This window comes from Synechococcus sp. CS-603, from assembly GCF_977929215.1.
On the sequence record NZ_OZ376778.1, the window covers coordinates 1,026,132 to 1,053,131 of the forward strand.

A 27,000-nucleotide genomic window follows, 5' to 3' on the forward strand; every position below is an offset into this window, starting at 1 on the left:
ACGGCCCTGAACGTAAAAACCCGCCTTGAGGGCGGGCGATCCACAATCCATCGGCCGTTGGTCTGGGCCGAAAGGTTAATGGCTTGGCCTGGGCGATTGGCTCAGGCCGCTCGACACCAGGCACTGCTTCCAAAGCTTCGTTTTCAGAGCTTTGTTTTCAGAGCTTCACTTCGATGTCAACTCCGCTGGGCAGGTCCAGCTTCATCAGAGCGTCAATGGTCTTGGCGGTGGGGCTGTAGATATCAATAATGCGGCGGTGGGTGCGCGTCTCGAAGTGCTCACGGGAATCCTTGTCCACGTGGGGGGAGCGCAGCACGCAATAAATCTTGCGCTTGGTGGGCAGGGGGATCGGTCCAATCGCCGTGGCGGCGGTGTGATCGGCGGTTTCGATGATCTTGTCGCAGGAAAGATCCAGCATGCGGCGGTCAAACGCCTTGAGGCGAATGCGGATTTTCTGCTGAGCGATGGCGGTGGACATGGGAGGGATAGAAAAGCCCGTTGAAGGCACGCGAGGGTCTCAACGGGAGGGAACGGATGGAACCTGGGATCCATCAATTGTCAAGGAGCGAGCCGGCGTCAAGGAGAAAGCCGGTGTCAAGGAAAGAGCCGGTGTCAAGAAGCGAACCGGTCTCCAAGAGCATTGGCCCCGTAAAGGGCTGGTTTTGGCGGGGGGTAAGCATTTGGCGCCACCCCCACACCGATCAAATCGCGCTCAAGCCACGATCTTGGAGACAACACCGGCACCGATGGTGCGGCCGCCTTCGCGAATGGCGAAGCGCATGCCCTGCTCGATCGCCACTGGGCAGATCAGCTCGGCGCTCATCTTGATGCGGTCACCCGGCATCACCATCTCGACGTTGGTGCCGTCATCGGCGGTGAAGGCCGTGATCTGCCCGGTCACGTCGGTGGTGCGGATGTAGAACTGCGGGCGGTAGCCAGCAAAGAAGGGTGTGTGGCGGCCGCCTTCCTCCTTTTTGAGCACGTACACCTCACCCTCGAACTTGGTGTGGGGCTTGATGGAGTTGGGCTTCACCAGCACCATGCCGCGCTCGATGTCCTCCTTCTGAATGCCGCGCAGGAGCAGGCCGGCGTTATCACCTGCCATGCCTTCCTCGAGCTGCTTACGGAACATCTCTACACCGGTGACGGTGGTTTCGCGGGTGTCCTTGATGCCGACGATCTGGACGGTCTCGCCGACCTTGACCTTGCCACGCTCGATCCGGCCGGTGGCCACGGTGCCGCGACCGGTGATCGAGAAGACGTCTTCGACGGCCATCAGGAAGGGCTTGTCGATCTCACGCTCGGGCTCGGGGATCGAGGCATCCACGGCATCCATGAGGTCGAGGATCTTGTCGACCCACTCGTTCTCACCGCGCAGACCTTTGCCGCCTCCTCCTTGAATGTGCTCAAGGGCCTTGAGGGCGGAGCCGGTGATCACGGGGATGTCATCACCGGGGAAGTCATAGCTGTCGAGCAGCTCGCGCATCTCCAGTTCGACGAGCTCAAGGATCTCCTCGTCGTCGACCATGTCGGTCTTGTTGAGGAACACCACCAGGGCGGGAACGCCGACCTGCTTGGCCAGCAGGATGTGCTCCTTGGTCTGGGCCATCGGGCCGTCGGTGGAGGCCACCACCAAAATGCCGCCGTCCATCTGGGCGGCGCCGGTGATCATGTTCTTCACGTAGTCGGCGTGACCCGGGCAGTCCACGTGGGCGTAGTGACGGCCCTCGGTTTCGTACTCGACGTGGGCGGTATTGATGGTGATCCCCCGCTCTTTCTCCTCAGGAGCGCCGTCAATGTCGTCATAGGCCTGAGCTTTCGCCTGGCCGATGGACGCCAGCACGTTGGTGATGGCGGCAGTAAGGGTGGTCTTGCCATGGTCAACGTGGCCGATGGTGCCGATGTTGACGTGAGGTTTGGTCCTCTGAAACTTCTCGCGGGCCATTGAAGGAAAGAATCGGGGGGTTGGTTGGGGTTGTAAAGATCAGGAATTGCCCTGATTCTTGGAGATGATGGCCTCAGCCACATTGCGAGGAACTTCCTCGTAATGGCTGAACTCCATCGAGAAAACACCCCGACCCTGGGTCATGGATCGGAGCTGAGTGGCATAGCCGAACATCTCGGCCAGGGGCACCTTGGTCTGGACTTTAGATTGTCCATTGTCGATGGACTGGCCTTCGACCTGACCGCGCCGGGAGGAGAGGTCGCCGATCACTGATCCAAGGAAATCCTCGGGGATCTCGACTTCCACCTTCATCATCGGCTCAAGCAGTACAGGATTGCACTTCTTGACGCCGTCCTTGAAGGCCAGCGAGCCGGCAATTTTGAAGGCCATTTCGGAGGAGTCGACGTCGTGGTAGGAGCCATCGACCATACTGACCTTGATATCAATCATCGGGAAACCAGCAATCACGCCGGACTGGCAGGTTTCCTTCATGCCGTTTTCGGCCGGTCCGATGTACTCCTTCGGCACGATACCGCCAACGATCTTGTTGACGAACTCGAAGCCTGTACCCGGCTCACCAGGCTCCATCTCGATTACGACATGGCCGTATTGGCCCTTGCCACCGGTCTGTCTGGCAAATTTGCCTTCGCCTTTGGCGCTGCCACGAATGGTTTCGCGATAAGAAACCTGAGGAGCGCCGATGTTGGCTTCGACATTGAACTCCCTGAGCATGCGATCCACCAGGATCTCCAGGTGAAGCTCGCCCATGCCGGCGATCACCGTCTGGTTGGTTTCCGGGTCAGTGGATACGCGGAAGGTGGGGTCCTCTTCGGAGAGTGATTGCAGAGCCTTGGAGAGTTTCTCCATGTCCCCCTTGGTCTTGGGCTCCACAGCAACCGAAATGACCGGTTCGGGAATGAACAGCGACTCCAGAATGATTGGATCGGTTTCAACGCAGAGGGTGTCACCCGTTGTGGTGTTCTTGAGACCAAGAACAGCGCCAAGATCACCGGCACGCAGTTCATCGACCTCTTCCCGGTCGTCGGCCTTGAGCAGGATCAGCCGGGAGATGCGTTCCTTTTTATCCTTGGTACTGTTGAGCACATAGCTGCCTTTCTTGAGGGTTCCGCTGTACATCCTCACGAAGGTGAGTTTGCCGTAGGGATCAGCCATTACCTTGAAGGCCAGGGCGCTGAACGGGGCATTGTCGTCGCAGGGCCGGCTGGCTTCTTCGCCATCGGGCAAGAGGCCATGGATCGGCGGAATATCGATCGGTGCGGGCAGATAATCCACAACTGCATCCAGCATCAGCTGAACACCTTTGTTCTTGAAGGCTGAACCACAGAGGATCGGCACCAAACCGTGCTTGACCACACCGATCCGAATGCCTTTCACCAATTGTTCATCGGTGAGATAACCGTTTTCCAGGTAGTAATCAGTCAGTTCGTCATCGGTTTCGGCCACCGTTTCCATCAAATTGCCGCGCCAGAGTGCGACTTCTTCCTGCATCTCGGCGGGGATATCTCCCTCGACGATGTCAGTGCCGAGGTCATTGGTGTAGATGATCGCCTTCTGACGCACCAGATCGATGATTCCCTTGAGGTCGCCTTCAGCGCCGATCGGAAGCTGGATTGGGGCAGCTTTGGCCTTCAGGCGATCCTTGATCTGGTCGTAGACCTTGAGAAAATTGGCGCCGGTGCGGTCCATCTTGTTGACGAACACGAGGCGCGGCACTTTGTAGCGATCGGCCTGCCGCCAGACCGTTTCCGACTGGGGCTGGACCCCGCCGACAGCGCAGAAAACGGCAACCACACCATCGAGCACCCGCATGGAGCGCTCCACTTCGATCGTGAAGTCGACGTGGCCAGGCGTGTCGATGATGTTGATCCGGTGGTCTTTCCAGCTGGTGGAGATAGCAGCCGCCGTGATCGTGATGCCACGCTCACGCTCCTGGGCCATCCAGTCGGTGACGGCGGCGCCATCGTGGACCTCGCCCATCTTGTGGACCACACCGGAATAAAAAAGAATGCGCTCGGTGGTGGTGGTTTTGCCCGCGTCAATGTGGGCGGCGATGCCGATATTTCTGACGCGATCTAAGGGGAAGGCGCGGGCCACGGGTGAAGGTCTCCGAAGGTAAATCGACGAAAAAAATGCGGGTTGACTGTAACTGGTGATACCGCTAGTTGCTGGGCCCGCGACCCAGCTGGTAGCTCCCCGCTCAGTAGCGGTAGTGGGCGAAGGCCTTGTTCGCTTCAGCCATCTTGTGGGTTTCTTCCCGTTTGCGGACCGCGTTGCCGGCTTCGTTGGCGGCATCCATCAGTTCGCCCGCCAGTTTCTGGGACATGCTGCGGCCGTTGCGAGCCCGTGAAAAATTCACCAGCCAACGCAGGGCCATCGCTGTTCCGCGCTCCTGCCGCACTTCCATCGGCACCTGATAGGTGGCGCCACCGACCCGCCTTGCCCGCACTTCCACCAGGGGAGTGGCGTTGCGCACGGCTGTCTCGAACACCTCAAGTGGATCGGTGCCGGTTCGGTCGTTGATCAGGCCAAAGGCATCCGAGAGAATGCGCTGGGCGGTGGACTTTTTGCCGTGCTTCATGAGCCGTGCCACCACCATCGAGGCCAGACGGCTGTTGAACTGGGGATCGGGATGAACCGGGCGCTTCTCAGCAGCATTGCGGCGGGACATAAACCTGAAGGAAGGAAAGCGAGGAAGGAAAAGGAAACGGGGCGGGCTCGATCAGCCTTTGGGTGCCTTGGTGCCGTACTTGGAGCGGCTTTGGCGCCGGTCCTTGACACCGGAGGTGTCGAGGGTGCCACGGATGATGTGGTAGCGGACACCGGGCAAATCCTTGACGCGACCGCCGCGGATCAACACCACGGAGTGCTCCTGCAGGTTGTGGCCGATGCCGGGGATGTAGGCCGTGACCTCAAAGCCCGAGGTGAGCCGGACGCGGGCCACCTTGCGCAGCGCGGAGTTCGGTTTCTTGGGGGTGGAGGTGTACACGCGGGTGCACACGCCTCGGCGCTCCGGGCAGGCCCGCAGCGCAGGGGATTTGGTCTTGCGGGTGAGGTGCTGCCGCTCGGTGCGGATCAGCTGCTGAATCGTGGGCATCGAGGGCCGAAGAGAGAAGCCGGACGTCCGACCGTTTTCACAATTGATCACCCTACGCCGTCGGCGGACCGTCATGGTTCTGACGACTGAAGGCGGCCCCGCAGGCGCAGCACTGCAGCCCGTCGGCGGCCCTGATCAGGAAGCCGCCGCCACTGAGATCCCCTCGGTAGTCCAGGTTGAGGCCCGCCATCAGAGCGAATTGGTCCTCAGGGGCGTGCAGGGTGATGCCGTCGGCCCTGGCGACCGCCATCCCGGTCAGGTCGCCGGGACGGATCCTCAGCACCCAGCGCTCACAGCCTCCTTCCACCAGATCCAGATGCATCAGCCCCGGTGTGCCGGCCACGGCGGCCTGGCGGCCCAGCTCAGCAGCGGCAGCGGCGCTCAGGTGAACGGTCAGTCCCTTCGGCATGGCGGCTTCGCTCAGGGTGTAGGGGAAGAGTCTGCGACGGAATCCCGTGGCACCAGACCAAGACCATTGTGAATCGAGGCGGAGACTCCACGGCCCAACACGGTCATCGCCCCACCGACCATCAAGCCAGTGGAGCCGCCGCCATCGAGATTGAGGGCATCCCGCAGCCCCATCTGCCTGAGCAGTCCGGCGGTTTCCTGCAGGGTTGGCCCAGCATTGCCCTCCCCTTGAACAGTGAGCAGCCAGAGCTGACGCCCGTCGCTGCCGACCACCGTGCGCGGCGCCCCCTGCTGTTGAAACGCGGCGCCGAATCCTTCCGCTGTCCCATTGAGCACCAGCCTGCCGTCCTGAAGCAGCAACGGGCCGCCGCCAAGCACGAAGGGGTTCATCCCCACCGCATCGAGCGGGCGGCTGTTCAAGCTCAGGCGGCTGCCCACGGGCCAGGGAGCCACCGCCCCGGCTCTGGCCACCACCAATGTGTCACCGGCGCCAAGCCCAACCCCCTGGGCGAGTTCCGCGCGGCTCCACTGCCTTTGAACGATGCCACCCCTGATCAACACAGCCGTCTCGGCGCCGCTCAGGGGCCGATACCCGCTCCCCCAGTCGGCCGTGTAACGGGCCAGGCCGCGCTGGACATACCCACTGTTCACTGTGGTCAGCGGCCAGCGCCTGCCGGTCTCGTCAGTCAGCCATTCCTCCAACCGCAGCCGGCCGAACTGGGGTAGCTCCCTGGGTCGCCAACCGACGGCGCCACGGTTCAGGATCGGTCCGGAGAGCCAGCGATCCTGTTCTTTGAGAGCACCCAGGGGCATCCGCCTGATCCGGTTGAAGAAACCGCCGTTGATCGCCACCAGGGCCTGATCGCGCGCTGCCAGCGCCGGCAGGGAACTGAGTCCCTGCATGCCGTCGGGCCTGGTGAGCAGGCGTAGTTCGAGGGGATTGCGCCGTGGATCCAGCCGCACGCTGTTGATCAGCATCCGCCGGTTGCCGACGGCACGGACCTGCCGCTCGACGGTGACGCTGCTGCTCAGTAGGGCCTGCAACCGTGGATCCAGCCGGGGTGGCGGCGTCGCGACCGCACCGGCGCCAGGGGTGCCAGCCAGCCCGACCCCGGCGAGATCGAGCACCACCCGGGCCGGCCCTCCCAGGGTCAGAACCTTGGGAACCACGCCAGGGCGTTGGAGGGTCAATCCCTGATCGCTCTGGCGCGCCGCGAAACCAAGCCCCTGGAGTTCAGCACGCTGCGCGGCGGTGCTGCGCAGCCCCAGCAGCAGCTGGCCGCTCTCCTGGCGCACCAGGGCGATGCCATCGAGATCCAGCACCACGCGGCGGCCGCCCATAGCGGCGGTTCCCCCCGCTGAGGAGACCCGGATTCCGACTAAGCCCGCCGGCGGAATTTCAATCTTCAGTGTCTCGGCCGTGGCTTCAAGGCGGACTCCGGCGGCAGCGAAGGTTGGCCCCACATCCAGACCGACTTCATCATCGAGGCTGCGCAGTTGAGCCGGGGCCACCTTGAGGGTCTGACCGAACCATTCCAGCTCAAGGCCGCCATCTGGCCTGCTTTCGCTGCTGAAGCCGAGCTGGCCCTGGAGCACCTCCAAGGGCAGCCACAACTGCGATGCGGCGGCTCCATCGCTCTGAAGCCATTGCCAACGGGCCTGTTGGGCCAGGCCGTTGATCACCAGTCGGCTGCCTTCTTGCTCTCTGGCCTGTTGTCTTGCCGGCGTTCTCGCCGGAGGCGGCTCAGCCGGTTGACGTCCCGGTCGCCAGCCGGACTGAGCGGAAGCTCCCGGCCCAGTGGCGATCGGAAGCAGAGTCAAAACTGTCAAGCAGAGCCAGCGGCCATAGCGCGCTGGCGGGATCGGCCACGCCATCAGCCTTTTCCGTTGCTGGTGAACGCTAAGCCCAGGCACCTGTCCCTAGAGTTGTTGTCCGCTCACTGGGGTGGCCACCTGCGTCAATCAGGGCTGCCGCTTGTTTCTGCAGGTTGTTCCGGTCCATGCCGCATTCCTCCCGTCCCCTCTGGCCCCATTGCGACAGCCCGGCACCGGCGGCTGTCGCCGGGGAAAAGGACGCCTGCGGGGTTGGTTTTCTGGCCCAGTTGGATGGTGCTGCCTCCCATGGCCTGCTGCTGCAAGCCCTGGAGGCGCTCAGCTGCATGGAGCACCGCGGTGGCTGTGGCGGTGACAGCGACTCCGGCGATGGCGCCGGCATTCTCTCCGGCATCCCCTGGAGTTTTCTCGAAGCGGTCTGGCCGGAATCGCGCGCAACGGTGCCCAACCGGCGGGGTCTGGCCATGCTGTTCCTGCCGGCCGATCCGGAGCGGCTGCAGCAGGCCCGCCAATTTTGTGAACAGGCCGCCCAAAGCCTTGGCCTGCGCAGTCTGGGTTGGCGCCCGGTGCCGGTTGATCCCAGTGTTCTCGGCCCCTTGGCCCGCCAGACCGCCCCGGTGATCGAGCAATGGCTGGTGGAGTCCGACGCCAGCGGTGATGCCCTGGAGGCGCTGCTGTTTCGCTGCCGCCGGCGGGTCGGTGACCTGGTCAGGGAAACCTGGGGGCCTGAAGTTCGAGACCTTTACTTCGCTTCGTTCAGCGGCCGCACCCTGGTTTACAAGGGGATGGTGCGCTCGGAAGTGCTGCCGGCCTTCTACAACGACCTGAGAGACGAGCGCTTTGCCGTGAGTTTCGCGGTGTATCACCGCCGCTTCAGCACCAACACCCTGCCCCGCTGGCCCCTGGCCCAGCCGATGCGGTTGCTGGGCCACAACGGTGAAATCAATACCCTGCTGGGCAATCTCAACTGGGCCCAGGCCGCCGAATCCCACCTCGATGCCGCCTGGGGTGCCGCCGCCGCCGACCTCAAGCCCGTTGTGAACGCGGCCTTCAGCGATTCTGCCAATCTCGACGCCATGCTCGAGCTGATGGTGCGCAGCGGCCGGCCAATCACCGACTGCCTCCTGACCCTGGTGCCTGAGGCCTTTCGCGAGCAGCCGGAACTCGATTCCCGCCCAGAGGTGCGGGCATTTTACGAGTACTCCGCCTGCCTCCAGGAACCCTGGGATGGCCCGGCGTTGCTGGTGTTCAGTGACGGACGCAGTGTGGGTGCTTCGCTGGATCGCAACGGACTGCGGCCTGCCCGCTACTGCATCACTCGCGATGGCCTGGTGGTGATGGGTTCGGAAACCGGTGTGGTGCCCATCGAGGAAAGCCGGATCATTGAAAAGGGTCGGCTCGGCCCTGGCCAGATGCTGGCCGTCGACCTGGAAAACGGTCGCTTGCTGAAGAACTGGCAGGTCAAGGAAGAGGTGGCGGCCCGCCATCCCTATGGCGCCTGGCTCCAGGAGCAACGCCGCAGCCTTCAGGCCCAGCCCTGGCAGGACGCCAAGTCGATGGGCGAACTCGATCTGCTCCAGCACCAGACCGCCTTCGGGCTCACGGCCGAGGATCTCGATCTGGTGATCGAGGACATGGCCGGTCAGGGCAAGGAGCCCACCTACTGCATGGGCGATGACATCCCCCTGGCGGTGCTCTCCACCAAGCCCCACCTCCTCTACGACTACTTCAAGCAGCGTTTTGCCCAGGTCACCAATCCGCCGATCGATCCGCTCCGCGAAGAGCTGGTGATGAGCCTGGAGATGCATCTGGGCCGCCGCGGCTCAGCCCTCAGGCCCGAACCCTCCTCCGCCTCGGTGCTGCACCTCGATAGCCCGCTGCTCAACGAGCGTGAACTGGCCGCCCTTGCTGGTCAGGGCCTCTCCACCGTCAGCTTGTCGACCCTCTTCTCCGTCGGCACCGGGCCAGGCGGACTGGAGTCGGCGGTGCAACAGCTCTGCGCCGACTCGGAAGCCGCCGTCAGGGAGGGGTGCCAGATCCTGGTGCTCTCTGACCGCTCCAACGCCGACCGCTGTGCCCAAGGCCGTCCTGAACCCGGTCTGACAGCCACCACCACCTACATTCCGCCGTTACTTGCGGTTGGAGCGGTTCACCAGCACCTCCTGCGCCTGGGGCTGCGTCTGCAGGTCTCCCTGGTGGCCGACACCGGCCAGTGCTGGAGCACCCACCACCTGGCCTGCCTGATCGGCTTCGGCGCCAGCGCCGTCTGCCCCTGGCTCACCTGGGAAACCACCCGCCACTGGCTCGACCATCCCAAGACCCAGTCGCTGATGGAGCGCGGCAAGCTGCCACGCCTCGATGCCGCCGCCGCCCAGGCCAACGTGCGCCAGGCCCTGGAGGCCGGCTTGCGCAAGATCCTCTCCAAGATCGGCATCTCGTTGCTGGCCAGCTATCACGGCGCCCAGATCTTCGAGGCCATCGGCATCGGCGCCGATCTGATCAGCCTGGCCTTCAAGGGCACCACCAGCCGGGTCGCCGGCCTGAGCCTGGCCGATCTGGCCAGCGAAACCCTGGCCTTCCATGCCAAGGCCTACCCGGAGCTGAACCGCAGCAAGTTGGAGTTCATGGGCTTCGTCCAATACCGCACCGGCGGAGAATTCCATCTCAACAGCCCGGAGATGGCCAAGGCCCTGCATGCCGCCGTAGCTGCAGGCCCTGGCTACGACCACTTCTCCACCTACCGCACCCTGCTCGAGCACCGGCCGGTCACGGCCCTGCGCGACCTGCTTGAACTGAAGCTGGCGCCCACACCCTTGCCGCTCGACCAGGTGGAGAGCGTTGAGAGCATCTGCAGCCGCTTCTGCACCGGTGGCATGAGCCTTGGCGCCCTTTCGCGCGAAGCCCATGAGGTTCTGGCCGTCGCCATGAACCGGATCGGCGGCAAGAGCAACAGTGGCGAAGGCGGTGAGGATTCCGCCCGCTTCCGCGCCCTTGAGGATGTGGATGCAGGTGGGCACTCGCCCACGCTGCCGACGATTCGGGGGCTGCGCAACGGAGACACGGCCTGCTCAGCGATCAAGCAGATCGCCTCCGGCCGCTTCGGTGTGACCCCGGCCTACCTACGCAGTGGGCGGCAGCTTGAGATCAAGGTGGCCCAGGGGGCCAAGCCCGGCGAAGGCGGCCAGCTTCCCGGCCCGAAGGTGGACGCCTACATCGCTGGGCTGCGCAACAGCAAGCCTGGTGTGGCCCTGATTTCTCCACCCCCGCACCACGACATCTATTCCATTGAGGATCTGGCCCAGCTGATCCACGATCTTCACCAGGTTCACCCCGCCGCCAAGGTGTCGGTGAAGCTGGTCGCCGAGATCGGTATCGGCACCATTGCCGCCGGTGTGGCCAAGGCCAATGCCGATGTGATCCAGATTTCCGGCCACGATGGCGGCACCGGCGCCTCGCCGCTCAGTTCGATCAAACACGCCGGCAGCCCGTGGGAGCTGGGGCTCTCCGAAGTGCACCGCAGCCTGCTGGTCAATGGTCTGCGTGATCGCGTGCTGCTACGCACCGATGGCGGCCTCAAGACCGGCTGGGACGTGCTGATGGCTGCGCTGCTGGGCGCCGAGGAGTATGGCTTCGGTTCGGTGTCGATGATCGCCGAAGGTTGCATCATGGCCCGGATCTGCCACACCAATAACTGCCCGGTCGGGGTGGCCTCGCAAAAAGAAGCCCTGCGCAAGCGCTTCACCGGCCTGCCGGAGCATGTGGTCAATTTCTTCCTGTATGTGGCCGAGGAGGTTCGCCAGTTGCTCAGCCTGTTGGGTGTCGCCCGGCTTGAAGATCTGATCGGCCGCAACGAGCTGCTCGTGCCCCGGGCGGTTGAGCTGACCAAAACCGGCTCCCTCGATCTCACCTGCCTGCTCGAGCCCATCCCCCAGGCGGCCGACCGCAGCTGGCTGAAGCACCGGGCAGAAGCCCATGGCAATGGGCCGATCCTTGAAGATCAATTGCTCAGCGACCCGCAGGTTCTTGCCGCCATCGAGTCCCATGGCCAGGTCAGCCGCAGCCTGGCGATCGTCAACACCGACCGCAGCGTCTGCGCTCGCTTGGCGGGTGAAATCGCCGGGCGCCATGGCAACACCGGTTTTCGTGGCCGCCTCGATCTCCACTTCGAGGGTGTCGCCGGTCAGAGTTTCGGTGCCCTGCTGCTGGAGGGGATGAACGTGCGGCTGGAGGGCGATGCCAACGATTACGTCGGCAAAGCCATGAATGGCGGCCGGATCGTCCTGGTTCCCCCAGCTGGCTGTGTCAATCCGGGCGCCCAGGTGATCCTCGGCAACACCTGTTTGTATGGCGCCACCGGCGGCGCTCTTTTTGCCCTCGGCCGCGCCGGTGAACGCTTCGCGGTTCGCAACAGCGGCGCCCATGCCGTTGTTGAGGGCAGTGGTGATCACTGCTGCGAATACATGACCGGCGGCATCGTGGTGATCCTGGGCAGCACCGGTCGCAACGTCGCTGCCGGCATGACCGGCGGTGTCGGCTTTCTGCTCGATGAGCAAGACGCCCTCTCCGGTCGCCTCAACACCGAGACCGTTGCCATCCACCCCCTTGAGACCACCGAGCAGGAGGCGTTGCTCAAGCCGTTGCTTGAAACCCATCTGGAAGTCACAGGCAGCCGCAAGGCCGCCGAAATCCTCGCCAACTGGCCCCAGTGGCGTGGACGCTTCAAGGTGCTCGTTCCCCCCAGCGAGCTGGCCGCCCTTGGCCTCAGCGAGCGGGTGAAGGTGGCGGTTTAGTGGCCGTTCAGCGGGGATACTCCCGCATCAGCCGTCGCACCTCACCGGCGTGGTAGCTGCTACGGGTGAGCGGCGAGCTGACCACCTGCAGGAAGCTCAGCTCGGTTTCGCCATGGAGCCGGAAGGCCTGGAACTGCTCCGGGCTCACAAACCGCTGCACCGGCAGGTGCTTCGGGCCTGGTGAGAGGTACTGGCCGATCGTGACGATGTCGACCCGGTGCTGGTGGAGATCGCCGAGCACGTCCAGCACCTCCTCGTCGCCTTCGCCCAGCCCCACCATCAACCCGGATTTTGTATAGGCGCGAGGCCAGCCTTCGCGCACCCGTTGCAGCAGTTCCAGGGAGCGTGCGTAGATCCCCTGGGGTCGCACCTGCCGGTAAAGCCTGGGCACCGTCTCGATGTTGTGGTTGAGCACATCCGGCCCGGCCGCCATCACGGCGGCAAGGGCGTCCCAGTTGCCGCAGAAATCCGGAACGAGCAGCTCAATGGTGGTGCCGGGGGAGCGCGCGCGCACCTGCTGGATGCAGGCAACGAACTGGCTGGCCCCCCCGTCGTCGAGGTCGTCGCGATTGACCGAGGTGATCACCACATGGCTCAGGCCAAGCCGTGCCACCGCCTCGCCCAGCCGCAGCGGTTCGCTCGCATCAAGCGTGCGCACGCTCTTGTCGAAGTCGATGTCGCAGTAAGGGCAGGCGCGGGTGCAGCCCGGCCCCATGATCAAGAAGGTGGCGGTGCCGCTGGCGAAGCATTCACCGATGTTCGGGCAACTGGCCTCCTGACAGACGGTGTTCAGCGCCAGGTCGGTGAGCAGGTCGGCAACGGCCCCAATGCGCTCCCGTTGCGGAGCTTTGACACGCAGCCACTCGGGTTTCAGCAAGAACGCAGGGCCTCCCAAAGGCTGGGGTTCAAATGTAGGGGGGAGCGTTGATTGATCGCCTAAGCTCTTCCCAACGGGATGTGGCGCAGCTTGGTAGCGCACTTCGTTCGGGACGAAGGGGCCGCAGGTTCGAATCCTGTCATCCCGATTGATCAGGCCTGGCCCAGTTCAGCGCCTGGATAGCCGCGCGGGGTCACGATCCGGCCGTCCTGCAGCCGGGTGGTGCTGTTGCCCACCAGCACCAGGCTGAGCATGTCGACCTGGTCGTGGGGGAGGTCGCCGAGCCGGTGCAGGCTGACCTGCTCCTCCTGGCGGCCCAGTTGGCGGGCCAGCACCACGGGAATGGCGGTGGTGCGCCCCTCGGCCAGCAGCTCCAGGGCCCTGGCCAGCTGCCAGTCGCGGCCGAGCGAGCGAGGGTTGTAGAGAGCCACCACAAAATCGCCCAAGGCCGCAGCCCGCAGGCGCCTCTCGATCGATGGCCAGGGCGTGAGCCGATCGCTGAGGCTGATCGTGCAGAAGTCGTGCATCAGCGGCGCCCCGACCCGGGCCGCCGCCAGCTGCAGGGCAGAGAGGCCGGGGTGCACGCTGAAGCCCGGTCTGCTGCCGTCCTCGCGCTGCAGCCACAGTTCCAGGGCCAGCCCGGCCATGCCGTAGATGCCGCTGTCTCCTGAGGAGACCAGGGACACCGTCAGGCCCTGGCTGGCCAGATCCAGGGCCTGGGCACAGCGTTGGCGTTCCTGGGTGAGTTGGCCGTCGCAGCGCCACTGGTCGGGTCGCCGCAGCGGCTCAAGCAGGTCGAGATAGAGCCCGTAGCCCACCCAGACCGTGCTGAGGGCCAGGGCCTGGCGGGCGTCGGGAGTGAGCAGATCGAGGCTGCCTGGGCCACTGCCAATGAGGTGGAGGTGCCCCTGGGCGGGCGCCCATTGGCTGGCGGCCTTGGCGATCGCCAAGGTGGCGGCCCCCTGCTCTGGCGCCCCTTCTGGGCCCACGTCCAGGCCCAGTGCGGCGCTGGCTGCCCGCTCGATCCGTTTGTTGACCAGCAGTGAAGCCTCCGGTCCTGCGGCGAGCAGGGCTGCGGCCTCGGCGACGCTGGCGGTGCCCATTTCCTTCTCTACAGCCAGCGATGGGGTGGGTACCGCCACCGGGGCCAGGCTCGTGGCCCCAAACAGGCGCAGCGGCCAGCCTCGCTGCTGCGCCAGGGCCAGAAGGGCCGGTTCATCCCCTTTGCGATCGACGCTGGCCAGCCCGGCCACCGCTTGCGGCGCCAGTTGGTGCTCGCTGAGGGCCTGATCGACAGCCCGTACCAGCAGGCTGAGGCTCGTGTCTCGCTCACAGCCGATCCCCAGCCATAGGCAGGGCGGGTGCCAGCGGCAGCCTGGGCCCTGGCGGTGGCTGACGTGCAGCGAAAGGCCCGACTCCAGTTGCGCTTTGGGCCCGGCGGCCGCCGCGTCCAGCTGCTGCCAGAGGGTCAGGCCGGCCTCCTGCTGGAGCGCAGGGCCCCGGCCCCTCGCCGCCGCCTTCCTCAGCCCATCCCAATCGCCGCCGCCCCGCCGCCAGCCCCAGTCCCGGCCGAAGCAATCGAGGGCCAGGCGACCCGCGGCGCCGCTTGATCCGCTCAGCACCGCTTGCCCCCCCAGCAGGGCGGCCACCCGCTGGCTGAGGGATTCGCCACCGGCCCCATGCCCCCCCAGCAGGGGGATGGCGAAGCGACCAGCCGGATCCACCACCACGACGGCGGGGTCCTCGGCTTTGCCTTTGAGGAGGGGCGCGATCAGTCGGGTGATTGCGCCACAGGCGCCTACCACCACGAACGCGGCGGCGCTGTCCCAATGCTGGGCCAGAAACTCAGCGAGCGGTGCGTCCGCAGCTGCTCGCTGCAGCAGGCCGGCCTGCTCCAGCCGACTCAGAACCGACCCACTGGAGCGACTCAGACCCAGACCCCAGCAGATGTGTTCGCCCATCAGCTCAACTTGTCATCCGGCCGGTCCAGGCCGTTGCCAGCCGCGTCGGGCGGGACGACAGCTTCGTTGGAAAGGACGACGGCATCGGTTTCGGCGCTGGTCTCCGGATCCTGCCGCTGGGGTGGATCGCTCTCTGCTGTTACGGGTTCAACGTGTTGGTCTGGTTGGGCTGGCGGCTCTTCTGCGGAATCGGAATTGGCTGGGTCCGGTTCTGCCGCGTCAGCAACGGTTGGCTCCGGGCTTTCGCCGGTTGGCAGCGGCAAGCTGGTTGCGTTGGGGCCCATCGGCTCGGCTGCCGCCCGGCCAAGGATCTGATCGAGCTCAGCGGCCGAGAGTGTCCCCTGAAGCCAGCGGTTGTCGCCTTCCGGAGCGAGGGTCACCTCTTCGACCAGGCTGTTGTAAGGAGGGTTGAGGGAGTCGCCGAGGCTGTCGAGAAGCTCCAGTTGCACCGCATTGCCGCCTTGGCGCAAGCCCGTTAGCCAGACGGTGGTCTGGCGATCGACCAGGAAACTGTCGCCGTTCACCGTGACCCGCAGCAGCCAGTGGCGATCGTCATCACGCAGCCTCTGCAGCGGAGCATCCACCAGCAACCAGTCGATCGGGACAGGCTGCTCCCTTACCTGATCAAAAGGAATGGCGCTGATCAGCTGGGCAGAGCCCGCGACGGGTAGTTCGGCAGGATTGACGGCGGCGCGGTGCAATCTGACCTGGCGGAAACCACCAGCTGATTTCACCGCCTCACCCCAGGGTTTGGCGGCATAGACACTGAGCCTGTGGCTGCCGGGCCTGAGTGGGGCCATCGTCAGGTGCAAGCGCACGGGGGCCAGGCCGTCGCTGGGCGGATCACTCAGCCGCAGGGGTTCCTGTTGGTCGAGCTGAACCACGAGGTGGGGGCCGATCCCGAGGGGGCCTGGTCCCACCAGGGGCCAGTCGTCGATCTCGAGCTCCAGATCCCAGGGGCCTGCGGGGAGCATCGCGTCGTTGGCGGGCGAGAGGATCCTCAACCGCGGTTGCCGCTCAGCCAGCAGGGCCTGCACCTGCTGAACCGCCAGCGGCGGAGCAACCTCCTGCAGGGCACCAGCTGGATTGGTGGGGGAGGGCCCCCGGTTGGTTGGAGCGGCCGGACCGGCAGATGGCCACACACTCCAGGCTCCGCAGAGGAGCACGGTCAGGGAGAGCAGCGTCGCTGCCAGCCATCGAAGTCCCAACGAGATCATCGGATCACCCTTGAAGGCCCCTGTCCCTGGGACCAGTCTGCGCGCCGCTTGCGTGGGTCCCTTGCCTGGCGGGCCTGGCTCTGCTGGCGACTGATGGTTGGAATAGCAAATTTTTGAATAACAAAAGCAATGCAGAATTCCTTGGCTCGTTGATAAGTATCCCTTGCTAGAGCCCTGTCGCTGACAGGAGAGCCGCTGGATTGAACCTTTGTTACTTCCGCGCCTAGGGGCCCGAAACACGCCCTTATACTCTCGCCAGCGGTCCCTTCATTGGGACTTCAGCTCCAGTTGTGGCAGGGGGTTCTGGCGATTAGCTGGTCCTCTGTCTCCCTGGTTTCCATGGCCGCGGCGGGCCTGTTCTGCCAACGCCATGAGACCCACCGGCCAGGCTTCCCGCCTGCGCCCGAGGGGTGGACCCCCACCTCGATCCCGTCCCTCGAGGAACGTCTCGATGACCATCAGCCCACCAGAGCGTGGGACAAAGGCGAAGGTCTCCGTCGATCGGAACCCTGTTCCTGTCGATTTCGATGTGCTCGGCAAGCCCGGCCACTTCGATCGCAGCCTCGCCAAAGGTCCCAAAACCACCACCTGGGTTTGGAACCTCCACGCCAACGCTCACGATTTCGACAGCCACACGAGTGATCTTGAGGAAGTTTCCCGCAAGATCTTCAGTGCTCACTTCGGCCACTTGGCCGTCATTTTCATCTGGCTCAGCGGCGCCTTCTATCACGGTGCCCGCTTCTCCAACTACACCGGTTGGCTGGCCGATCCCCTGCACGTCAAGCCCAGTGCGCAGGTGGTTTGGCCGATCTTTGGCCAAGAGATTCTCAACGCCGATGTGGGCGCCGGTTTCCACGGCATCCAGATCACCTCAGGCCTGTTCCATGTGTGGAGAGCCTGGGGTTTCACCAATGAGTTCCAGTTGCTTTGCACGGCAATCGGCGCCTTGGTGATGGCCGGTCTCATGCTCAATGCCGGTGTCTTCCACTATCACAAGGCAGCTCCAAAGCTGGAGTGGTTCCAGAACGTTGAGTCGATGCTCAACCACCATCTGGCCGGTCTTCTCGGACTGGGCTCCCTCTCCTGGACTGGACACCTGTTGCATGTGTCCCTGCCCACCACCCAGTTGATGGATGCCATCGACGCTGGGGCCCCTCTGTCGCTCAATGGCAAGGTCATTGCTTCGGTGGCGGACATCCCCCTGCCCCATGAATTCATCAATCAGGACCTGATTGCCCAGCTCTTCCCAGGCTTTGGAGCAGGGCTTGCGCCCTTCTTCACCGGGAACTGGGCTGCCTACAGCGATTTCCTCACCTTCAAAGGTGGATTGAATCCCGTCACTGGCAGCCTCTGGATGACAGACATCGCCCATCACCACCTGGCGATCGCGGTCCTGTTCATCATTGCCGGCCACCAGTACCGCACCAACTGGGGAATTGGTCACAGCCTGAAGGAGATCCTTGAAGGCCAGAAGGGTGATCCCCTGCTGTTCCCCGCTCCGAAGGGCCACGATGGTCTGTTCGAGTTCATGACCACCTCCTGGCATGCCCAGTTGGCCGTGAACCTGGCCCTGCTTGGGTCGCTGACCATTATCGTGGCGCATCACATGTATGCGATGCCTCCCTATCCCTACATCGGGATCGATTACCCAACTCAGTTGTCGCTATTCACCCACCACATGTGGATTGGTGGCTTCATCATCGTTGGGGCTGGTGCCCACGCGGCTATCGCACTCATCCGCGATTACGACCCGGCCAAGCATGTGGACAACGTGCTCGATCGCGTTCTCAAGGCTCGCGATGCCCTGATCAGCCACCTCAACTGGGTGTGTATCTTCCTGGGCTTCCACAGCTTCGGCCTCTACATCCACAACGACACCATGCGTGCTCTGGGCCGTCCCCAGGACATGTTCAGTGACTCCGCCATTCAGCTGCAACCTGTTTTCGCTCAGTGGATTCAGGGACTGCATGCCGCCGCTGCCGGCACCACAGCGCCTAACGCGCTCTCCGGTGTCAGCGAGGTGTTCAACGGAGCCGTTGTTGCTGTGGGTGGCAAGGTGGCCGCCGGTCCGATCCCCCTGGGAACGGCCGACTTCATGGTCCACCACATCCACGCCTTCACGATCCACGTCACCGTGCTGATCTTGCTGAAGGGTGTGCTTTACAGCCGCAGCTCCAGGCTCATCCCCGATAAGGCGAACCTGGGCTTCCGCTTCCCCTGTGACGGCCCCGGCCGTGGCGGTACCTGCCAGGTTTCAGCTTGGGACCACGTGTTCCTGGGTCTGTTCTGGATGTACAACTCCATCTCGATCGTGATTTTCCACTTCAGTTGGAAAATGCAGAGCGATGTCTGGGGAACCGTCAATCCGGATGGCACTGTTCAGCACATCGCCAACGGCAACTTCGCTCAAAGCGCCATCACCATCAATGGTTGGCTGCGTGATTTCCTCTGGGCCCAGGCCTCTCAGGTGATCAACAGCTATGGCTCCTCCTCGAGTGCCTATGGCCTGATGTTCCTCGGTGCTCACTTCGTCTGGGCCTTCAGCCTCATGTTCCTGTTCAGCGGCCGCGGCTACTGGCAGGAGCTGATTGAGTCCATCGTCTGGGCTCACAACAAGCTGAGGGTTGCTCCAGCGATTCAGCCACGGGCGCTGAGCATCATCCAGGGTCGCGCCGTTGGCGTTGCCCACTATCTCCTGGGCGGTATCGCTACCACCTGGGCGTTCTTCCTGGCCCGACTCGTCGCGGTCGGCTGACCTCCTCCTGACCTTTCCACATGGCAACGAAATTTCCTTCGTTTAGCCAGGGTCTGGCACAGGACCCGACAACCCGCCGTATTTGGTACGGCATCGCCACGGCTCACGACTTCGAGAGCCATGACGGGATGACGGAGGAGAAGCTTTACCAAAAGCTCTTCTCCACTCACTTCGGTCACCTGGCGATCATCGGCCTCTGGGTTTCGGGAAACCTGTTCCATATCGCCTGGCAGGGCAACTTTGAGCAGTGGGTCGCCGATCCGCTGCACGTCCGTCCCATCGCTCACGCGATCTGGGATCCTCACTTCGGCCAGGGGGCCATCACCGCCTTCACCCAGGCGGGCGCAACCTCCCCGGTGAACATCGCTTATTCCGGTCTGTACCACTGGTGGTACACGATCGGCATGACCACCAACGCCGAGCTTTATCAGGGATCCATCTTCATGATGATCCTCTCGGCTTGGGCGCTTTTCGCCGGTTGGCTCCACCTTCAGCCCAAGTTCCTGCCTTCCCTGGCCTGGTTCAAGAACGCTGAATCCCGGCTGAACCACCACCTGGCTGTTCTGTTCGGTTTCAGCTCCATCGCCTGGACCGGTCACCTGGTCCACGTGGCCATCCCCGAGGCCCGAGGCCAGCACGTCGGTTGGGACAACTTCCTCAACGTGCTTCCTCACCCAGCCGGTCTGGCTCCGTTCTTCACCGGCAACTGGGGGGTCTATGCCGAAAATCCCGACACTCTCAATCAGGTCTTCGGAACTTCCGAAGGTTCTGGTACAGCGATCCTCACCTTCCTGGGTGGCTTCCAGCCCCAGACCGAGGCGCTCTGGCTCACCGATATCGCCCACCACCACCTGGCGATCGGCTGCCTGTTTGTGATCGCTGGCCACATGTATCGCACCAACTTCGGGATCGGCCATTCGATCCGGGAGATTCTGGAGGCTCACAATCCTCCTCAGGGCACACCGTTCGGTGGCGCGCTTGGTGCCGGTCATAAGGGCCTTTATGACACGATCAACAACTCCCTGCACTTCCAGCTCGGACTTGCCCTTGCTTCGCTCGGGGTGATCACCAGCCTGGTGGCTCAGCACATGTATGCGTTGCCGTCCTATGCGTTCATCGCCAAGGACTACACAACGCAGGCAGCGCTTTACACCCACCACCAGTACATCGCCATCTTCCTGATGGTCGGTGCCTTCGCTCACGGTGCGATCTTCTTCATCCGTGATTACGACCCCGAAGCCAACAAGAACAATGTTCTGGCTCGGATGCTCGAGCACAAAGAAGCGATCATCAGCCACCTGAGCTGGGTATCCCTGTTCCTCGGTTTCCACACCCTGGGCCTCTACGTCCACAACGATGTGGTCGTGGCCTTCGGTACCCCCGAGAAGCAGATCCTGGTGGAGCCGGTCTTCGCTCAGTTCGTTCAAGCCTCCAGTGGCAAGTTGCTCTACGGCATGGATGTCTTCCTGTCGAATGCCGACAGCATTGCCTCCACGGCCTGGCCTAACTACGGCGCTGTCTGGCTGCCTGGCTGGATGGAAGCGATCAACTCGGGAACCAACGATGTGTTCCTGCAGATCGGCCCTGGTGACTTCCTTGTTCACCACGCCATCGCCCTTGGACTGCACACCACCACCTTGATCCTGGTCAAGGGTGCACTCGACGCCCGGGGTTCCAAGTTGATGCCTGACAAGAAGGACTTCGGCTACTCCTTCCCCTGCGACGGCCCCGGCCGTGGCGGCACCTGCGATATCTCAGCCTGGGACGCCTTCTACCTGTCGGTTTTCTGGGCCCTCAATACCGTCGGTTGGGTCACCTTCTACTGGCACTGGAAGCACCTCGCCATCTGGCAGGGCAACGTGGCTCAGTTCAACGAATCAAGCACCTATCTGATGGGCTGGTTCCGCGACTACCTCTGGCTCAACAGCTCCCAGCTGATCAACGGTTACAACCCGTTCGGGACGAACAACCTGGCTGTCTGGGCCTGGATGTTCCTCTTCGGTCACCTGGTCTGGGCGACAGGATTCATGTTCCTGATCTCCTGGAGGGGCTACTGGCAGGAATTGATCGAGACCATCGTCTGGGCGCACCAGCGCACACCGCTCGCCAACATGGTTGGCTGGCGTGACAAGCCGGTTGCACTCTCGATCGTTCAAGCCCGTGTGGTTGGTCTGGCGCACTTCTCTGTGGGTTACATCCTCACGTACGGTGCTTTCCTGATCGCCTCTACATCCGGGAAGTTCGGCTAACGCCTCACTCCCACCTAATTCTCGAGGGACGAACCTCAACCATTCCCCCCGGCTACTGCTGGGGTTTTTTATTGGGAAAAGGATTGCCCGCCTGCCTGCCTAACTGTCTGTTGCCCGTCTTTCTTGCTGGCTGCCAGGTCCAGGGTTCAGCCTCTTTGTGTATGGCCACAGTTTTCTCTGCCTGGCCCTGCGAGCCCTGCTGGCCCTACGAGCCGCTGCTCCCTTTGGGCAGCAAAACCCACGTATATTCAATGATGTGCTGATCTGTTCGCCCTGTCCCAGAGTCGGTGATTCGCTCTGATCTGACGACTGTTTACTGTTCCGATTCGCTTGGGGAAGAGCCGCGCTTGGGCCACCATTTCCTGCCTTCCAGTAATTTCATTTCCAGATAGACCACCGGCACCACGAACAGGGTGAGTGCCGTGGCCACCAGCAGGCCGGAGAACACCACAGTGCCGATACTCACCCTGCTGGCAGCGCCGGCACCCGTGGCGAAAACCAGGGGCAGAAAACCCGCCAGTGAGGTGAGGGCTGTCAGCACAATCGGCCGCAGGCGGCTGATGGCGGCCTCTTCGATCGCTTCGCGCAGGGCCATCGCTTCCTGCAGACGTTGATTGGCAAATTCAACGATCAGGATTCCATTCTTTGCCGCCAGACTCACCAGGACCAGCATTCCGACCTGGGCGTAGATGTCCAGAAAGAGTCCCCGACCAGCCAGACCTAGCAACGCTCCCAGCAAGGCCAGCGGAACGGTGATCAAAATGATGATCGGATCGAGGAAACTCTCGTAGAGGGCGGCCAGCACCAGGAACGTCGTCACGAGGCCCAGCACAAAAAGCTGCTGGGTCTTGCCGCCCGCCTGACGCTCCTCTCGGGCCAGTCCCACCCATTCGAGGTCGGTGACCGGACTGCCCTGCTCCTGCTTGACCTGCTCAAGGATGGCGATGGCCTGGCCTGTGCTGACGCCGTCCTTGGGCAGGGCCTGCACGGTGATTGAGCGTGACAGGCGACTGCGGTTGATGGAGGTGGGCCCGGTGGCTGGAACCAGCCGCGCCACTTCCCCCAGCGCAATCAGGTCACCGCCGCGGCTGCGCACTTTCAAGGCCAGCACGTCTTCGGCATTGCGCCGGTCTTCGCCATCAAGCTGGACCACGACCCGCCGCACCCGGTCCCCTTCAAAGCTGTCGTTCACATAGCGACTGCCAAAGCTGGCCCCGAGGGTGTCGACGACGGTGTCGAGATCGAGGTCGAGGGAGGCCATCCGCAGCCGATCCGGTTCAAGCCGCAGCAAGGGGGCGTCGGCACTGAAGCGTGTGCTGACCCGCTCAAAGGCGTCGGTGGCGTTGGCCGCTGCGATGAAGCTCCGCACCTCGGCCTCGAAGTCGCTGAGATTGAGCCGGCCGCCGCTGATGTCGAGCAGTTCGAGCTCCAGCCCCCCCTCGCTGCTGAATCCCCGCACGGGGGGAGGGACACTCAGCAGCACCGTGGCCTCGGGGATCTGTTCGCGCATGGCCGCCCCCAGCCGTTGGGCGATGGCTTCGTTGCTGTTTTCTTTGGCGTTGCCCCGCTGCTCCAGCGGTTGTAGGCGCAGGAAGAAGATGCCTCTGTTTGGGGCGCTGTCGCCGAAGGAGCGGCCGGCGTAGAAGTTGCCGACCCGCACCAGCTTTTCTTCGGCCACCACCTGCCGGACCTTCTCCACCACCCGCTCGGTGCTGCGCAGTGAGGCACCACCGGGGAGCACCACGACGCCGCGCACCTGGCTGTCGTCTTCTTGGGGGATGAAGCCGGTTGGCAGCTGGCCAAGGCCCCAGCCCGCCAGCACCAGCCCGCCGAGTAATCCGAGCAGCACCAGGCGGCGGCGCCGAAAGCTGCGTTCCAAGGCCTTGCCGTACCAGTGGCGCAGCCGGTCCAGCCAGCGTTGGGGGCGCTGCAGCAGCCGGCTCAGCCAATCGGGTTCCTTCCAGCCATGGCCGAGCAGCCAGCTGGCAGCCACGGGAGTGAAGGTGAGGGCGTTGAGGGTGGAGAAGAGAATCGTGGCGCCAATCGTGATCGCGATCGGTTGGTAAAGCCGGCCGACACTGCCGGGAATGGCCAGCACCGGCAGGAAGACCACCACCAGCACCAAGGAGGTGGCGATCACGGCACCCCCCAGTTCCTGCATGGCATTGCGGGCGGCCCGCATCGGCGATTCGCCGGCTTCCAGCCGCCGACCAATGTCTTCGCTGACGACAATGGCGTCATCCACCACAAGTCCGGTGGCGAGCACCATGCCGAACAAGGTGAGCGTGTTGATCGAGCTGCCTGTGAGCCGTAAGACCGTGATGCTGCCAATCAGGGCAACCGGGACCGCCACAGCGCTGACCAAGGCCAGTCGACTGTTGCCCAAGGCCACCAGCAGCACGAGCAGCACGAGCAGCACCGCATCGCGCAAGCTGTTCCAGGTCAGCTGAATGCTTTCGCGCACCGTATCGGCCACATCGACGATCCGTTGCAGCTCCATGCCTGGCGGGAAGCTGGTCTCGATCTCGGCGAGGGAGGCATTGACGGCATTGCTGACATCCAGGGCATTGCTACCGTCCCGCTGGAAGATCAGCACCGCCACGGTGGGATCGCCGCCCAGATTGATGGCCGTGCTCTCGAAGTCTTCGAGATCCAGGCTCACCCGCCCCACCTCCTTGAGCAACACCACCCCGCCGTTGGGGGTTTTGGCGACCACCAGCTCTTCGAGTTCAGGCACGCTGCGCAGCCGCCCTTCCATCTCCAACGGGAAGGTGGTTTCCTGATTTTCTGGGCTGGGGGCATCGCCCACCTGGCCCAGGGCCGCCAGCACGTTCTGCTCGCGCAGGGCGTCCACCACATCGCTGATCGTCAGCCCACGTGTTTCGAGAGCCCTGGGATCCAGCCATAGCCGGAAGGCCAGCGGGCTGCTGCCGACGACGGCCACATTGCCGACCCCTGGCACCCGTTGCAGCGTGTCCCGCAGCTTTTCATCCAACCAGCCGCTCAAGAAAGCGGGTTCGAACAGCCCCTCGGGCGCGCTGAAACTCAGCACCATCAGCAGATCGTCGGAGCTGCGCCTGACTTGTACCCCCAGCCGCGCGACCTGGGGCGGCAGGCGCGGGTTGGCCAGGGAGGCTTCGTTCTGGGCGTTGATCTGATTGAGCTCGGGATTGCCCCCCTCAAAGGTCAGGGTGATCGAGCTGCTGTTGGCCGAGCTGGTGGAACGGATCGTTTCGAGTCGCTCCAGCCCGTTCAACTGGCGCTCCAGGGGGGTGGTGACGCCCTGCTCCACCACGGCGGCGCCGCCACCGGGATAGTTCGCTCGCACATTGACCCTGATCGGCGCGATCGGTGGCAGGTTTTCCACCTGCAGTCCCTGAAGGCTGATCAGGCCAACCATCACCACCAACAGGCTCACCACCAGGGTGAGCACGGGGCGTTTCAAGAACGGGTCCGACACCGACATGGGGCTGTTGCAGCCGCTCGGCTGATCCGTGTTTCAAGGGCTGTTCTAAGGCGTCGGCAAAGGGGGCTGGATGGAGGCCTGCGGTAGGGGTGGCGATAGCGCATGAAAAAGCCCCACCTGAGTGGGGCTCAGAGCCTGGGCCCGCCCTTGGATGGCGGGTGTGACTCAGCTGAGGCCGGCCAGGCCGCCGGTGAGCTTCATCAGTGGCGAGCCCATCAGGCTGCCAGCCAGGAACCAGGCGAAGGCGGCGCCGCCGCAACCGCCGAGCCAGAAGCCGCTGGCGAATTCGGCCCAACCGGCTTTGGTGAACAGGTCGGCAGGTGGGTTGTCGATCGTGGCGTCGGGGGGCTGGACATTGGGACCAGTGCCCGCCGTGCCGTAAATCGACAGGCAGATCGTGAGGATCGAGACCAGCCCGATCGTGGCCAGCAGGCCAGAGGTGCTGGCGTATTCGGTCAGACGCAGGGGACCGGTGAGGGCGAACGGTCCGTAGAGCAGAAAGCCATGGGCCATGCCCACTTCAAGGCCGCGACGGTTCGGCGACAGGGAAGGCCGGTAGGCCGGCAGGGCATTCAGAAACGCCTTGGAGAAATAGCTGCTGTTGACGGGAGTGGCCAGATTGCCGACGGTGGCATCAGCGACGGGTTGCACGGTCATGGAAAAGAACGGGGAAGGGAACGAACGCAGCAGGCCACGCGCAGGGAGGCAATCCGCAGGGGATCGCTGGGCTCAGTCGCGGGCTTCGATCACGTTGAACAACAGGGCCATGGCGATGGCCGGGCCAAGGATTCCAACGAATGGAACGAGGATGGACGGCAGCCAGGCGGCGGCGAATTCTCCAGTCATGGCTCGGGCCAATACAGCAACCGGCGGTACTGTATCGAGCACTTCCGGGCTCACCTGGCAGGGTCGCCAGGGGTGACATAAAAATCAATCCCCCATGGAGCTCTTCAGCTGATGGCGTTCTTCAGTGGCGTCCTGATCACCGGCATTTTTCTTGTCGCCTGGCTGCTCGGTCGTCCCGGCCTGGGCCAGCGGGCTTCGGCCCGGGGAGGGACCAGCCCAGGGCGTGCTTTGCCGGCGGCCAGTCTGGTCGCAAAGACCAAGACCAAGACCAAGACCAAGATCCAGGACAAGGCCACTGGCTGGGCAGCGGTCACTGATTTGGAGTTTGGGTCGTTCAGCGCTGGTGAGCGGCAGAAGCAACGGCTCCTGCGCGAACTCGCTGTCGCCTTTCGCGGCAGAGGCGACGATCGGCTCGCGGCCATCCACCTGGCCCTGCGATCGGGGGATCGCTCCGTGCTGCCCTTTCTGCGGCGGGGCCGTCTTGATTCCGATCCACGGGTGGCGGCCCTGGCCGCCGAGGGGCTGGTCCGATTCCGTGGCAAGCCGGCGGCTCAGCCGCTGCCGCTGCCACTGAGACGGCCGCGCAAGGTGTCCCGCACCCGGTAGATCGGCCGACCCTGGCTTTCGTGATAGGTGCGCATCTGCAGTTCGGCCAGCAGGCCGAAGCAGAACAACTGGACGCCGGCCAGGATGGCGAGAACGGCCACCGACAGCAACGGCCGGTTGCCGATATCGGCATCGAAGATCAGCTTTTCGCCCAATAAAACCAGGCTGATCACCAGCCCAACAGCCAGGGAGGCCAGACCGCCGAAACCAAAGACATGCATGGGTCGGGTCAGGAATCGCTTCATGAACCAGACCGTCAGCAGGTCCATCAGCACCCGGAAGGTGCGATCGATGCCGTACTTGCTGCTGCCGAAGCGGCGGGCGTGGTGGTTCACCTTCACCTCGCTGATCCGAGCTCCCTCGATGAAGGCCAGGGCCGGCAGGAAACGGTGCAGTTCGCCATAGAGGTTGAGATCGGCCACCACTTCGCGGCGGTAGGCCTTGAGCGAACAGCCGTAATCGTGGAGCCGTACGCCCGTGACCCGGGCGATCAGGCGATTGGCGATCTTGGAAGGGAGCAGCCGCTGCAGCGCCGCATCCTGGCGCTGGTGGCGCCAGCCGCTGACTAAGTCGTAGCCCTGATCCAAGCGCTCCAGCAGCAGGGGGATGTCGGCAGGGTCGTTCTGCAGATCGCCATCCAAGGTGATCAGCACCTCCCCAGCGCTGGCATCGAACCCTGCCGCCATCGCCGCTGTCTGGCCGTAGTTGCGGCGCAGCACCACCGCCACCAGTTCCGGAATCCGGCTGGCCTGCCCTGCTAGGGCGGCGGCGGTTCCGTCGCTGGAGCCGTCATCCACCAGCACCAGCTCAAAGCTTCGCCCCATCGGCCGCAGAACGGCCAGAAGCTGATCCAGTAGCAACGCCACACTGTCCTGCTCGTTGTACAGGGGGATGACCACCGAGAGCTCGAGTTGGCTCGGTTCGCCCATGGC

Annotated in this window: 18 protein-coding genes and 1 tRNA gene; 5 read left to right on the forward strand and 14 right to left on the reverse strand. The window is 63.8% G+C overall.

Features of this window, described 5'->3' with window-relative positions; genetic code table 11:
- Positions 1–157: 157 nt before the first annotated feature.
- The 7 genes from rpsJ to ACXMDM_RS05335 form a co-directional block, all read right to left on the reverse strand.
- The gene (rpsJ, locus tag ACXMDM_RS05305; RefSeq protein ID WP_071800890.1) at positions 158–478 is read right to left on the reverse strand and encodes a 30S ribosomal protein S10; all 321 of its coding nucleotides are present in this window, start codon (positions 476–478) and stop codon (positions 158–160) included.
- 234 nt (positions 479–712) lie between these two features.
- Entirely contained in the window at positions 713–1,945 is a 1,233-nt protein-coding gene (gene tuf / locus ACXMDM_RS05310) for an elongation factor Tu (RefSeq protein WP_259722816.1), read from the reverse strand.
- A 39-nt stretch (positions 1,946–1,984) separates the two neighbouring features.
- Positions 1,985–4,060 (reverse strand): elongation factor G, encoded by a 2,076-nt coding sequence (gene fusA / locus ACXMDM_RS05315; protein WP_071800893.1) that lies wholly within the window; start codon positions 4,058–4,060, stop codon positions 1,985–1,987.
- 103 nt (positions 4,061–4,163) lie between these two features.
- Positions 4,164–4,634: a 30S ribosomal protein S7 gene (rpsG, locus tag ACXMDM_RS05320; protein ID WP_071800895.1), complete on the reverse strand. Its 471-nt coding sequence runs from the start codon at positions 4,632–4,634 to the stop codon at positions 4,164–4,166.
- A 51-nt stretch (positions 4,635–4,685) separates the two neighbouring features.
- Positions 4,686–5,060, reverse strand: coding sequence for a 30S ribosomal protein S12 (gene rpsL / locus ACXMDM_RS05325; protein ID WP_071800897.1), 375 nt, complete (start codon positions 5,058–5,060; stop codon positions 4,686–4,688).
- Between the two features lie 52 nt (positions 5,061–5,112).
- Entirely contained in the window at positions 5,113–5,469 is a 357-nt protein-coding gene (locus tag ACXMDM_RS05330) for an AIR synthase (RefSeq protein ID WP_071800898.1), read from the reverse strand.
- Between the two features lie 11 nt (positions 5,470–5,480).
- Positions 5,481–7,151, reverse strand: coding sequence for a phosphodiester glycosidase family protein (locus tag ACXMDM_RS05335; RefSeq protein WP_233830594.1), 1,671 nt, complete (start codon positions 7,149–7,151; stop codon positions 5,481–5,483).
- A 317-nt stretch (positions 7,152–7,468) separates the two neighbouring features.
- Here ACXMDM_RS05335 and gltB point away from each other — a divergent pair, with 317 nt between their 5' ends.
- A complete protein-coding gene (gltB, locus tag ACXMDM_RS05340; RefSeq protein WP_071800903.1) occupies positions 7,469–12,091 on the forward strand; it encodes a glutamate synthase large subunit in 4,623 nt (1,540 codons plus the stop codon).
- 7 nt (positions 12,092–12,098) lie between these two features.
- Here the strand turns inward: gltB and lipA are convergent, their stop codons facing one another.
- A complete protein-coding gene (lipA, locus tag ACXMDM_RS05345) occupies positions 12,099–12,968 on the reverse strand; it encodes a lipoyl synthase (RefSeq protein WP_083544482.1) in 870 nt (289 codons plus the stop codon).
- Between the two features lie 74 nt (positions 12,969–13,042).
- On the opposite strand from lipA, the gene ACXMDM_RS05350 reads away from it, so the two are divergent.
- A tRNA-Pro gene (locus ACXMDM_RS05350) sits at positions 13,043–13,116 on the forward strand.
- A gap of 4 nt (positions 13,117–13,120) precedes the next feature.
- Here ACXMDM_RS05350 and cobJ read toward each other — a convergent pair.
- Together cobJ and ACXMDM_RS05360 are read right to left on the reverse strand one after the other, a co-directional pair.
- Complete coding sequence (gene cobJ, locus ACXMDM_RS05355; RefSeq protein ID WP_499570223.1) at positions 13,121–14,929, reverse strand: precorrin-3B C(17)-methyltransferase; 1,809 nt, start codon at positions 14,927–14,929, stop codon at positions 13,121–13,123.
- A complete protein-coding gene (locus tag ACXMDM_RS05360) occupies positions 14,929–16,137 on the reverse strand; it encodes a hypothetical protein (protein ID WP_145536800.1) in 1,209 nt (402 codons plus the stop codon). Before ACXMDM_RS05360 ends, cobJ begins: the two co-directional genes overlap by 1 nt.
- A 460-nt stretch (positions 16,138–16,597) precedes the next feature.
- On the opposite strand from ACXMDM_RS05360, the gene psaA reads away from it, so the two are divergent.
- Together psaA and psaB are read left to right on the forward strand one after the other, a co-directional pair.
- On the forward strand, positions 16,598–18,901 hold the full coding sequence (gene psaA / locus ACXMDM_RS05365) for a photosystem I core protein PsaA (RefSeq protein WP_071800907.1): 2,304 nt from the start codon (positions 16,598–16,600) through the stop codon (positions 18,899–18,901).
- Positions 18,902–18,921: 20 nt separating this feature from the next.
- Positions 18,922–21,150 (forward strand): photosystem I core protein PsaB, encoded by a 2,229-nt coding sequence (gene psaB / locus ACXMDM_RS05370; protein ID WP_071800908.1) that lies wholly within the window; start codon positions 18,922–18,924, stop codon positions 21,148–21,150.
- A 313-nt stretch (positions 21,151–21,463) separates the two neighbouring features.
- Here the strand turns inward: psaB and ACXMDM_RS05375 are convergent, their stop codons facing one another.
- From ACXMDM_RS05375 to ACXMDM_RS05385, 3 genes are all read right to left on the reverse strand, one after another.
- Positions 21,464–24,616, reverse strand: a complete 3,153-nt coding sequence (locus ACXMDM_RS05375; protein ID WP_071800909.1) for an efflux RND transporter permease subunit — start codon at positions 24,614–24,616, stop codon at positions 21,464–21,466.
- A 165-nt stretch (positions 24,617–24,781) separates the two neighbouring features.
- Positions 24,782–25,273: a photosystem I reaction center subunit XI gene (locus ACXMDM_RS05380; RefSeq protein ID WP_071800910.1), complete on the reverse strand. Its 492-nt coding sequence runs from the start codon at positions 25,271–25,273 to the stop codon at positions 24,782–24,784.
- Between the two features lie 72 nt (positions 25,274–25,345).
- Positions 25,346–25,462, reverse strand: a complete 117-nt coding sequence (locus ACXMDM_RS05385) for a photosystem I reaction center subunit VIII (protein ID WP_071800911.1) — start codon at positions 25,460–25,462, stop codon at positions 25,346–25,348.
- A gap of 111 nt (positions 25,463–25,573) precedes the next feature.
- Between ACXMDM_RS05385 and ACXMDM_RS05390 the strand changes: the two genes are divergently transcribed.
- Complete coding sequence (locus ACXMDM_RS05390; RefSeq protein ID WP_071800912.1) at positions 25,574–26,068, forward strand: hypothetical protein; 495 nt, start codon at positions 25,574–25,576, stop codon at positions 26,066–26,068.
- On the opposite strand, the gene ACXMDM_RS05395 is transcribed toward ACXMDM_RS05390, so the two are convergent.
- Positions 26,014–26,997 (reverse strand): glycosyltransferase family 2 protein, encoded by a 984-nt coding sequence (locus ACXMDM_RS05395; protein ID WP_259722815.1) that lies wholly within the window; start codon positions 26,995–26,997, stop codon positions 26,014–26,016. The genes ACXMDM_RS05390 and ACXMDM_RS05395 overlap by 55 nt on opposite strands.
- Between the last annotated feature and the right edge of the window lie 3 nt (positions 26,998–27,000).